The following is a 10,800-nucleotide window of genomic DNA, read 5'->3' on the forward strand; positions in this document are numbered from 1 at the left end:
TTACTGACCGTTTTGACATAAAATTGATATTAGCGCTGCTAAGCTGCGATAGCATCCGGACACTTTACCTAAAAGATTTTAGCCATGACTTCTCTGTTCTCTAACAAATCCAAAGGCTTATTACTTCTCGTTCTAAGTTTGTATTCTCTCGTACCTTTTTTGATCTTTGGATCGAACTTTGACCTTGGAAGTGCGGTTTTGCCTTTCTATGGTGCGTTCGTGACGTTCGTGACGTACTCAGCAGGCAATCAAGGATTCTTGGTAACGCTAGCTGTTTTGTCTCTGGCATTGCTCACGATGAAGTTTTCTAAAGCTAAGCTAGTCAGCCTGTGTCTGCAGCTTGGCCTGTTGTTGGTTCTTAGCTTTGCAGCGAAAACCTTCTTAAAGCATTCAACAGAAAGCCCTCGACCTTATTCTGAGTATTTGGTGACACAAGAAGTTGTCGAAATGCCAGAAGTGTTTTATGAACTGCCACTGGTAGAAAAGAACGCAGCGATTGCATCTGTGCAAGATAAGGTGAGTGAGTGGCGAACGCGCCATTGGTTGGGTGAGACTGACTATTCTTTCCCATCTGGACACATGATTTTCGTCGGTGTGTGTTTGGCGTTCTTCGGTGGATTGTTTTTAGAAGCGAAGCGTTTTTATTTGGTAGGTGGTTTACTGGTTTGGGCTGGTGGTGTCGCTTACAGCCGAGTTTGGCTTGGCATGCATCGCCCAGAAGACTTAGCCGGATCTATCGCTTTTGCAGGTCTTATCTATCTATTGGTGCCGCTTATCTCAGAGCAAAAAATAGAACGCTATTTACCTGCATTTTTGAAACAGACTTCTTAGGGATCCTTCCTCACTCCGAAAGAGGGCTCAGATTAGCAATACGTGATAAACGTTATTGATTGAGCCCTAGTTCTGCTTGTTTCTTTTTGGTTAGCCCTAATGAAACAATTCGGTGTGATTCAGTGAGGTAGTATCTCAGCTCCTCATCCCTTTCTGATGTGCTTTCAAAAAGCTGAATCCACTTCATTCCGCGCGAAGCAAAGTAGGGCGCGGGTTTATAGCCAAGTTCCTCTTTCAGAAAGTCGAAGTTCTGATCGGATGCCTTAAAGATAAACGCAGTCTCGTCGTTAGGCCCCCAACCACCAATCGCAAACACCTTCCCACCTACTTTCCAAACGTGAGAGTTATTCCACTGCATCACATAGCTGGTGGCAGGTAGTGACTCGCAGAATGCGTTGAACTCGTCGTATGTCATAGGAGTGTCCTTTCAATAGATGGGTGTGTTGGAACTGTGCTTATTTATCAGCGTTTTCGTTATGAACTAGCCAGCTAAGCCCTGCCAAATAGCAGTAAAGCCACTGATAGAACATAACAATAAAGAACCGATACGTATCTTCTCTTTTGGAATGCTTTGCGTGGTCATTAACGCCACTTTGTAACCCAACCAAGCCGCAGGAAGCAACGGGATTGTGATGAACAAATGGTGCATCGTGAAGAAGCCAATTGGGATCTGTACCAGTAATGAAATGATAGAACTAAACACGAAAAACGCAGAAAGGTTACCACGAAGTTGATTGGCATCTTGGTGCTGAAGTAGTAACGCCATTGGTGGACCACCAATACCTGAACTGGTGCCAAAGAAACCTGAGAAGAATCCAGCAATGCCCATCTTGGTCGGTGTTGGCTCTAATCTAAACGGCAGCAAGCTGACAATCACCGCAAATACCACTAATAAGCCTAACCACAGAGACAACACGCTCGTTGAAACCATCACTAACAAAGCACCACCTGCAATCGACCCCGGAATACGTCCAAGCAGTGCAATTTTTAATCCGCCGATAGAAATGTTTGCTCGGTGTTTAAACGCATTGAATATAGAAATGAACAGGCCAACGAGACAGATAGGCGCGGGTACGTAGTCAGGTGAGACTAAAAACAGCAGTGGGGCTGCCACAATAGCCAAGCCAAAGCCGATTGCGGTTTGCACAAACGAGCCGACAAAAATGAGTGCCATCGCGATAAGTACTGTCTGATCTATGTATTCCATAAGCCTGCGGATTAGTTTTAAAGGAGCTAACGAATACTATAAATTAAAACGAAAAGAATAGTCTTATTATTCAGTGAGGTTTATGCAAATATCGACCTTTATTATTGTCGATATAACGGGCAACGAAAAAGAGAGCGAATACCTCAGGATGTTATCCTTCAATACTCACTCTCTTTATTGGAATGACTGTTGGTTTTTAGCTGATGGGGGAGTCAGCGTTAAACGTTAAGCCATTGCCAATTTCAGGCGTTCAATAGGCTTGTCATTAATTGGTAAATGGATAAGCGCAGCCGCAAATGCCAGTATCACAGTTGACCACCAGATTGGCTCGTAAGATCCGTAGTAATCGTAAATACGACCACCAACCCAAGCGCCTAAGAAACTACCCACTTGGTGAGTAAAGAAAACCAAACCGTACAGAGTAGATAGGTAACGCGCACCGAAGATCTGACGAACTAGTCCAGAGGTGAGTGGTACCGTTCCCAACCAACAAAAACCAATCGCCGCACCAAAGATAGCAGCCGTTGATTCAGTTACTGGAAGAGTCACAAACGCACCAATAACTACAGTACGAACTAAGTACAGTGCCGACATTACATGACGCTTGCTGAACTTATCGCCCATCACACCCCAGAAATAAGACCCGAAGATGTTGAAAATACCCACATAAGCCAGTGCCATTGCTGCACTGCTCGCGGGTAGGTTTTTGTCGGCTAAGTAACTCGGTAAGTGCGTCGCAATGAACATCACGTGGAAACCACACACGAAGAAGCCTGCGTGAATTAACCAATAACTTTTGTTCGCAAATGCTTCAGACAGCGCTTCTTTTAGTGTCTGAGTGTCTTCTACTTGTTTATTGGTTGCCGACTTCGGCGCTCGCATAAACAGGGCAAAAGAGATCATGAAACAACAAAGCACGCCAAATACTTGCATCGCACTTTGCCAGTCGAATTCGTTCAACATGTATTGTGCACCTGGAATCACAGCGAACATGCCAAACGAACCTGCTGCTGTGGTTAAACCAAATGCCTTAGCCGCGTGCTCTGCAGGTACTACTTTTGCTACTGCACCTAACACGATCACATAGCTTGTCGCACTCAATCCAAGGCCAACGAGTGCGCCCAATGAAACGTAAAGCATGCTTGATTCGGTAGAAATTGAGGTAAGAAGTAAACCCAAACCGTAAGCACATGCGCCAGCAATAATGATGCGTCTTGCTCCCCATTTGTCTGCGGCCATACCCACAAAAGGTTGGAACACACCGAACAGCAGGTTTTGTAGAGCAATAGCGAAGCTGAAAAACTCTCGCCCCGTGCCGAAATGCTCTGAAATTGGCATCATGAAAATGCCGAATGATTGTCTGATCCCTAGACTGATAATAAGTGTGCCGATCCCAAGCCATACCAGTAAAGGAAAACGGAAAATGCTCATTCTAATACTCTTAAATTAATGGTGGTGATGTGAGTGGTCTTGCGCTGACATGTGTTGGTCAGTCATCTCATGGTGATGTTCGTGTCCAGAATGCTCATGCGCTGACTGCTGGTGGCATCCACTGCTCACGGCATGCTGAGCCAAGAGATCAATCAATGGCTGACTGTGATGCACAATAACCAAACTAATGACGAGGAATAGCGTCATTCTGGCCAGTTGGGCAAAAAGAGATTGTGAAAACATAAGGTGTTTACATGCGCTCAATGTTGTAAGAAGTCGCGCATCATAATGACGAGTAGTGTATGTATCAAATGACCTTTTGTGATTTAGTCTATGCGTTTTATGCATAGATTTAAGCATCGTTAGAATTAGGGCGAAACGTGACCAATAAAGAGGAAAACTCGAAGCTCACTCATTCAGTGATAGAAACATGCAATTAATAATGAGAGCCTGACTTCAGGTTTTTAACTATCTGTTTAATTGAAGATTTCACAAAACTGTAAAAACTAATATACAAACTAATCACTAAGCAACATTGGCCGTTCACTCGACTTATCTGTCAAACATCGTAAATTTGGGCGTAAATCGTTTCAAAACTACTGAAATGCGATGTTCAAAGATTCAGGGAGAGTCATTCACATGGATAAAGATCATAATCTTCGCGAAAACTTACTGGCACTGCTCTTAGGTAGCGCACTGGTTTCACTTGGCGTTATCTTTTTCAATCAAGTCGGTTTGCTCACCGGAGGCACGGCTGGTCTAGCGATCTTCATAACCAAAGTAACAGATCTAAGTTTTGGTCAAGTGTTCTTCGCGCTCAACTTACCTTTCTATATTTTGTCGGTTGCTCGTATGGGCTGGCGTTTTACCATCAATACCTTTATCGCGGTTTCGATTGTTTCGTTCGCTGTGGACCATTTGTATCACGTGATTCAGATTGCCGAAATTCATGCACTGTATGCAGCTTTAATCGGTGGTGGCTTGATTGGTACCGGCATGCTGGTGATCTTCCGTCATAAGATGAGTTTGGGTGGCTTCAACATTTTGGCGTTATTCTTACAAGAACGTTTTGGTATTCGAGCGGGCAAAGTTCAGATGGCGTTAGACTGTACGATTGTAGTGCTTTCACTGTTTATTGTTGACGTGTCACTGGTTCTATTGTCTGTGCTTGGTGCGATAGTCACCAACTTGATTCTAGCGATGAACCATAAACCGGGGCGCTATCAACCGGTCGTCAAAGCGGAAGCAGCGTAGTAAGTGGAAGCAGAGTAGTTAGGTTCGCTCAAGCACTAGGTTAGCTTAAGCAAAGTGATTTGCAGATTATAAAAACAACAAAGCCAGCATCAATTGCTGGCTTTGTTCATTTCAATAACTATTTCGATGTAGCCATTAGCAGTTGCTGCAATCGTTGTCTGGCTTGAGCTCGCAGTCAATCACATTGCCTTGTTGATCAAGTGACAGGTTACAACACTCTTCAAACAGGTTTTTAAGATCCCCGCGACTTTTCTGAACACGAGACTTAACGGTCGAGTAGCTGATGTTTTGAGCCTCTGCGATCTCTTTTTGGCTTTGGCCTTTGATGTCGACAGCAAGCAGTAATGATGAACTTTGTTCAGGTAGCGCCTGAATAAAGGGTTCAACACATAATGAAAGCTTCTGTTTGAACTCAGAATTGTGGTCTAAATTGGTAAACCATAGATCTTCAGCATCAATTTGGCTGTCACGTTGTTGTCTAGCATGCTTACGATAGAAGTCGATAATGGTGTGATTGGCTAATTGGAATAGCCACGATTTTACGCTGCTTGTATCTTGGACTTTGTCTAGGTTTTGATAAGTCTTAATCAAGATCTCTTGAAGCAAGTCGTCTACATCGGCGGTGTTGCTCACCTTAGAATGCAAGAATGACTTTAACGCTTGCTGATACTCAGCCCAAACCTGTTCTAAGTCCAAAGATGCCCTATTCAAAGGTGCATTAGTTGCATTGTTCATTTACGCAACACTCGTCTTGTAAGAAATCAATCACGCCTTCTAGACATTCATACTCCGCCACGCAGAATAACGTTCTTCCTTCTCGTCTTTGGCTGATTAGTCCTGCCGATGCCAAGCTTGATATGTGGTGAGAAAGGGTAGACCCCGGAATTCCGAGCTCTTCTTGTAAGCCGCCAACCGCAATGCCTTGGTAGCCAGCTTTAACGACACTCTTATAAATAGTTAGGCGAATAGGGTGACCCAACTCTTTAAGTGCTTTCGCAACGACTTCTAAGTTCATATTAACTCCTCAAGATTTAATTTCGATATTAGTCGAAATGTAGTCCGAATACAAATGTAAAAATAGTGATTCTATAACTTATTGAAAATTATTCCTTTTAAAAGTTAATTCGATTTTTATCGAAATAAATCTTGATCTGTTATGAAATATTTCTATAATTCGAGAATATTCGAAATTAAGGGTTGGTTACTTTCCTCATAGAGTCCCGCCTTAAATCCAGTTTGGAGTTATTATGAGCAATGAAATGTTAACAATGCTAAAAGACGCACTTGATATGTTCGCTTTCTTAGCAGTAGAGCTAATCATCCTTTTTTTGGCGATCAGCTACATTGTTGGGATTCTGCAAGAGTTTCTTACGCCAGAAAAGATTCAATCTATCTTGAGCTCACGTAACGGTAAGGGCTATGTGGTTGCAGCACTATTGGGTGCGATTACGCCTTTCTGTTCATGTTCGACGATTCCTTTCCTAAAAGGATTGCTGCGTGCAAGAGCAGGTTTTGGTCCAATGATGGTGTTCCTATTCGGTAGCCCACTCTTGAACCCGGTGATCATTGGCTTGTTCGTGATTACGTTCGGCTGGCAAGTAGCTGTGTTCTACTTCTTAGTAGCAATGACGGTATCGGTAGTGGCAGGTTACGCACTTGAGAAGCTTGGCTTTGAGCGTTACGTAAAACCTGAAGCTTATGAATCGACAAGTTCTTCTTCAAGCTGTGGGACTAGCTGTGATGATTCTGCTCCTAAGAAAGCAGCGCCAGCGAAGGAAGAATCTTCATGTGGTACAAGTGCATGTGGTGAACCTGCACCTGTAATGGCTAAAGAGACATCTTGCTGCGATTCGAAAAAAGAAGAGCCACAAGTTACTGTTTCATGCTGCTCAACGGATGGAAGCGCGACGGCCGAAATCGTAGAGAAGAAAGAACCTAGCCGTTGGATGAGAATTTGGTTCTCAACTTGGAAAGACTTCAAACAAGTATTCCCTTATCTAATGATGGGTATCGCGATTGGTTCATTCATCTACGGCTTCATTCCTACAGACCTCATTGCACAGTACGCTGGTGAGGGTATGTGGTATGCGATTCCTGTAGCGGCTGTGATTGGTATTCCACTGTACATTCGTGCTGAAGCGGTAATTCCATTAAGTGCTGCTCTAGTTCAGAAAGGTATGGCGTTAGGCTCGGTAATGGCATTGATCATTGGTAGTGCCGGTGCAAGTTTGACAGAAGTTATTCTGCTTAAATCAATATTCAAAAATCAAATGATTGCAGCATTTCTATTCGTTATCCTAAGTATGGCGATGGGTGCAGGTTTCCTATACAGCTTTATTTTTGCTTAATAAAAAATAGCAAAATAGCAAAATAGCAAAATAGAAAGATAGATAGCAGAAAAATTAAAGAGCTCACGATTGTGAGCTCTTTTCTATACCGGTGACCTATATAGAACAGGATAGCGCTGCGGATATGCCTTTGGTTGCGAATGCATTAGCTGAAAGTACATCGCAATGATGACGGTTAACAGTATCTCCGTAACTGTTGGTTATGCCTGGAAACTGGAATCGATACATAGGAATTCCAAATCGTCTTTCCTTTTGTTGGCCAATCCTATTCTTACCAGTCCATAACACTCGGTTCTTAGCGGTGTAAGTGATTTTGTGCATTGCATCAAAATGTTCTTCATGACGTTGCATTTGATCGTACAACTCGACAACGCGTTGTCTGGTGAAGTTTAAAGTAGTCGATGGTTTTAGCTTTGTTCCCCAACCAATTAATACTTTCTCCATAAAGTCTCGGGTGACCAATCCCGGCCCTGTGAGTAATCCACTGCCTTTGCTACCGCCAGAGGTATTTGCATTGCCTACCAAAGTTGAATGTCGGCCAGGCATAAAAGTGGTGTAGTACTTGGTTGAACTATCTAGTCTTGGCATCCGTGCTTTGAATGCGAGTGAACGTTCATCTTCCGCAAAAACACACACCAGTTGTTTTACATTCTTACCGAGTGATTTGTAGTCTTTGAATGAGTTTAGTCCGCCAGGAACAGGATCACAGGCAAAGATGTTGACGGAGATATCGCGAAGCTTCGGGTCTTTTAGCATGCGATTGGCAAGTTCGAAACAACTGACACCACCACGACTCCAACCGACAATGTTTACCTGACTGATTGGTTTACTTTGGCGCTCTAGAGCTAAGTTTTGTTGTCGAGCAGCAAGACCGTGTTTTAAATCTGCTGCGAGCACCTTTGATTCTTTTACCCATTCTTGATATTGCTTGTTAGCGGCAAACGGCCATGCTGATTTTTCAGGACGAGTTTCACTGAGTAATCCTTTCGCTCGTGTTACGTAGTCGTTTTTATCTTTTTGAGTCCCGCGCATAATATTAAGTACATGACGCATGTTGCTATCGATGCCTTTGCCTTGCAGCGTTCCTCTAATCGTTGAATACGTGTCGTCTTTGGCTTGCTTCAACCATTCGTTTTGGTTCCCACTACCAACTCCATCGACTTGAATGTAGTCGATCATATCTCTGCCCGTTGCATTCTTCGCGAGCGTCGAAATCAATTCGCCAGAAACATAGTTTTTATGATTGTTGTCTTCTGAGTTTGAGCCTGTGCCACAGAAGAATACGGTTAATACGCTCATCCTTTGCCTTTAACGCGATTAATTAAGATTGGAATCAGTATAGAAGTGATATGAGAAATTTATAAGATTGAATGAGTTAGAGAGAGGCATTGCTCCGAAATTCGATGCAACGAAGTGGAACTCGACCTAATAATTACAGGGCACTATGAAGTAAACGGAAAGGAAATTGAGAACGTTATGGAATGCAAACAAAAAGCCCGACAGAATGCCGGGCTTAAGAACAAGATTATGTTTGAGGTAATGATTAAAAATCAAAAGCCTCTTATATCTAGCTCATTGTTGATCAATACAACACACTGAGAAGCAAACAGCATGTTTGGACCTAAGCTAATTTTCTCTGTCCCTAAACGCTTTAAGCTGTTGTAGCTTTTCTTCGGCATAGGGATATGGTCAGTTAGAAGGAAACATGGGTTTTCCGCAATCTCGGCATCACGGATAAAATCGCCTTTCTTATCCATCATGTACAGCTGATGGTCTTCAGCCAGCTCTTTAACCAATTTTTCAAAGCTCATTGTACGAACAGTGATGCCAGCTTCAACCTGACGTGTCTGTTCTTTTGTCATACCCTGAGAAGCGTCAACCGCTCTTACTACCGCTGATAACAATGCCGATTCATGAAAGCCACCAATGTTGGTGATCTCGTTTGAATCGAATGTAATGGTACGTGAAAAGTCTTTAGTACTTTCTAACACAAGGTGCACGGTCACATTCTCACGGTGAGATTGAGCAACGAAGATCGTGTTCATCAGAGTATGAGCCAGAATCTCGGTATGAGCATCTTGACCAACACCTTCTAAGATAAGTTTACTCTCTGTAGGGGCTGCGCGAGCGCGTAATACAAATGAACGCATGGAATGTACCTTGTCAGTATGTGATAAAGCGAAACAGGCTTTATCAACATGAATTGATGAATAACCAAAATTTATGGCGGTATGTAACTCTTTTCTATTAATGAAGTCAAATGGAGTTATGTATAGTACTGATCAGAAGAACTCTACGTATTAAATAGAGAATGACCACATTACAAGATGGTAAAGGTTGAAGCGAACCAAGGTTTACATAGATAGTATGCGCAAATTATCAGGTGACTTACATAAGGAAGTAGTCGATGAAGTTACAGAAGATTAATAAAGAAGAATATAAAAAGAAGATGAACTTACTGTTGGTTTCATTGGTTGGGTCACTCGCCTTGTTTGCCATCGTATTCGGTAGCATTCTGATTGAACTTTTTGGTTCAGTTGGATCCGTTACTGGGGAAGCGACAGGCAATTTCCATTTGAATGTACTCGGGGTGATTTTATCAGTCGCACTGAATGCCTTTATCGCGAGTCGTGTGAAAGGGCATGATTACTTTAAGGAAGCACTTTATGTGTGGAACCTTAAACAAACTCACAATCAAATCTATCGCAAGCTCAAGCGTATTCAACCGAAAGCTGAGCAAGGCGATCGAGAAGCACTGACGATCCTTTACTTCTATTACACTACGCAAAAACAGGTATACGACCTAGATAACAATACATTGACGATAAAAACGGTTCAGCAATCGCTAGATAACATAGTGGAGCTGAGTGAAAAGTGGAGTATCGAACTGGATATAAAGGCATTTTCGAAAGATCTAGTCGCGAAATTCTAAGTTATATGCTCTTGATTGTATTAACTTTGGCCTATGAAAGAGGGTTTTGACGTAAAAGTAGACGCTTAAGCAACTTTTTTGAATTTTTATCAAAAAATGGGTTGCCATGTTTACGATGATCTCTATAATGCCGCCTCACTGACACGGCAGACGCCACAAGGCTTCAGCGGTAATCAGTAAGACGGAAAGTTCGAAAGAAATTAATTTTAAAAAGTGTTTGACACTTAAGATTAAATCGCTAGAATTCACGTCCGCTTTCAAGGGTTTCTTTGTAAAAAGAAAGTTTCGACAAGCAAAGCTCTTTAACAATTTAAACCTATCAATCTGTGTGGGCACTCGTTGATGAATATCAAAACGTTATTGGTTCTTTTTCGAAAGAGCGTAATGACAGTTACTTCGGTAATAAACTTGATTTCAATGAACTGAGTGACCAATACGTTTAACTACTTGTAGTTATTCGGCACAGTCAATTCATTATCATTCTGTTGGAATGGTAATAGCTTTAAAATTACACTCTTTATTTATAAAGAATAGTTTTGAAGTCAGTATTCGTTGAGTCACAAAATCTTAAATTGAAGAGTTTGATCATGGCTCAGATTGAACGCTGGCGGCAGGCCTAACACATGCAAGTCGAGCGGAAACGACAACATTGAATCTTCGGAGGATTTGTTGGGCGTCGAGCGGCGGACGGGTGAGTAATGCCTAGGAAATTGCCTTGATGTGGGGGATAACCATTGGAAACGATGGCTAATACCGCATAATGCCTACGGGCCAAAGAGGGGGATCTTCGGACCTCT

The 10,800-nt window shown here is 42.6% G+C and carries 12 protein-coding genes and 1 rRNA gene; 6 read left to right on the top strand and 7 right to left on the bottom strand.

The features are described from left to right. Positions 1 to 84 precede the first annotated feature (84 nt). The gene (locus tag AACW75_RS13645) at positions 85 to 831 is read left to right on the top strand and encodes a phosphatase PAP2 family protein (RefSeq protein WP_145571842.1); all 747 of its coding nucleotides are present in this window, start codon (positions 85 to 87) and stop codon (positions 829 to 831) included. Between the two features lie 52 nt (positions 832 to 883). Here AACW75_RS13645 and AACW75_RS13650 read toward each other — a convergent pair whose 3' ends face one another. The 3 genes from AACW75_RS13650 to AACW75_RS13660 all read right to left on the bottom strand — a co-directional run bounded on the left by AACW75_RS13650 (position 884) and on the right by AACW75_RS13660 (position 3,469). Continuing rightward, positions 884 to 1,246 carry an MmcQ/YjbR family DNA-binding protein gene (locus tag AACW75_RS13650; protein ID WP_145571840.1) on the bottom strand — a complete coding sequence of 121 codons (363 nt, stop codon included), beginning with the start codon at positions 1,244 to 1,246 and terminating at the stop codon, positions 884 to 886. A 66-nt stretch (positions 1,247 to 1,312) separates the two neighbouring features. After that, positions 1,313 to 2,038 carry a sulfite exporter TauE/SafE family protein gene (locus tag AACW75_RS13655; protein WP_172837687.1) on the bottom strand — a complete coding sequence of 242 codons (726 nt, stop codon included), beginning with the start codon at positions 2,036 to 2,038 and terminating at the stop codon, positions 1,313 to 1,315. Positions 2,039 to 2,263: 225 nt separating this feature from the next. Next, positions 2,264 to 3,469, bottom strand: a complete 1,206-nt coding sequence (locus AACW75_RS13660; RefSeq protein ID WP_054546296.1) for an MFS transporter — start codon at positions 3,467 to 3,469, stop codon at positions 2,264 to 2,266. Positions 3,470 to 3,498: 29 nt separating this feature from the next. Between AACW75_RS13660 and AACW75_RS13665 the strand changes: the two genes are divergently transcribed. Beyond that, positions 3,499 to 3,648 (top strand): hypothetical protein, encoded by a 150-nt coding sequence (locus AACW75_RS13665; RefSeq protein WP_186437217.1) that lies wholly within the window; start codon positions 3,499 to 3,501, stop codon positions 3,646 to 3,648. Between the two features lie 460 nt (positions 3,649 to 4,108). Next, positions 4,109 to 4,723, top strand: a complete 615-nt coding sequence (locus AACW75_RS13670) for a YitT family protein (RefSeq protein ID WP_029222369.1) — start codon at positions 4,109 to 4,111, stop codon at positions 4,721 to 4,723. Positions 4,724 to 4,858: 135 nt separating this feature from the next. Here the strand turns inward: AACW75_RS13670 and sigZ are convergent, their stop codons facing one another. After that, the gene (gene sigZ, locus AACW75_RS13675) at positions 4,859 to 5,458 is read right to left on the bottom strand and encodes an RNA polymerase sigma factor SigZ (RefSeq protein ID WP_145571838.1); all 600 of its coding nucleotides are present in this window, start codon (positions 5,456 to 5,458) and stop codon (positions 4,859 to 4,861) included. Next, positions 5,442 to 5,738: an ArsR/SmtB family transcription factor gene (locus AACW75_RS13680; RefSeq protein ID WP_004733042.1), complete on the bottom strand. Its 297-nt coding sequence runs from the start codon at positions 5,736 to 5,738 to the stop codon at positions 5,442 to 5,444. The genes sigZ and AACW75_RS13680 overlap by 17 nt, the downstream gene beginning before the upstream one ends. Before the next feature lie 232 nt (positions 5,739 to 5,970). On the opposite strand from AACW75_RS13680, the gene AACW75_RS13685 reads away from it, so the two are divergent. After that, positions 5,971 to 7,071, top strand: coding sequence for a permease (locus tag AACW75_RS13685; RefSeq protein WP_135457107.1), 1,101 nt, complete (start codon positions 5,971 to 5,973; stop codon positions 7,069 to 7,071). Positions 7,072 to 7,167: 96 nt separating this feature from the next. Here the strand turns inward: AACW75_RS13685 and AACW75_RS13690 are convergent, their stop codons facing one another. Continuing rightward, a complete protein-coding gene (locus AACW75_RS13690; RefSeq protein ID WP_135457109.1) occupies positions 7,168 to 8,370 on the bottom strand; it encodes a hypothetical protein in 1,203 nt (400 codons plus the stop codon). A gap of 251 nt (positions 8,371 to 8,621) precedes the next feature. After that, a complete protein-coding gene (gene trmY, locus AACW75_RS13695) occupies positions 8,622 to 9,221 on the bottom strand; it encodes a tRNA (pseudouridine(54)-N(1))-methyltransferase TrmY (RefSeq protein WP_054546299.1) in 600 nt (199 codons plus the stop codon). Positions 9,222 to 9,478: 257 nt separating this feature from the next. Here trmY and AACW75_RS13700 point away from each other — a divergent pair, with 257 nt between their 5' ends. Then, positions 9,479 to 10,003, top strand: coding sequence for a DUF3087 family protein (locus AACW75_RS13700; protein ID WP_102550916.1), 525 nt, complete (start codon positions 9,479 to 9,481; stop codon positions 10,001 to 10,003). Positions 10,004 to 10,572: 569 nt separating this feature from the next. Further along, positions 10,573 to 10,800: ribosomal RNA gene (locus AACW75_RS13705) — 16S ribosomal RNA — on the top strand; the annotation flags it as partial.

The organism is Vibrio sp. L3-7 (assembly GCF_963898195.1).
Lineage (GTDB): Bacteria > Pseudomonadota > Gammaproteobacteria > Enterobacterales > Vibrionaceae > Vibrio > Vibrio echinoideorum.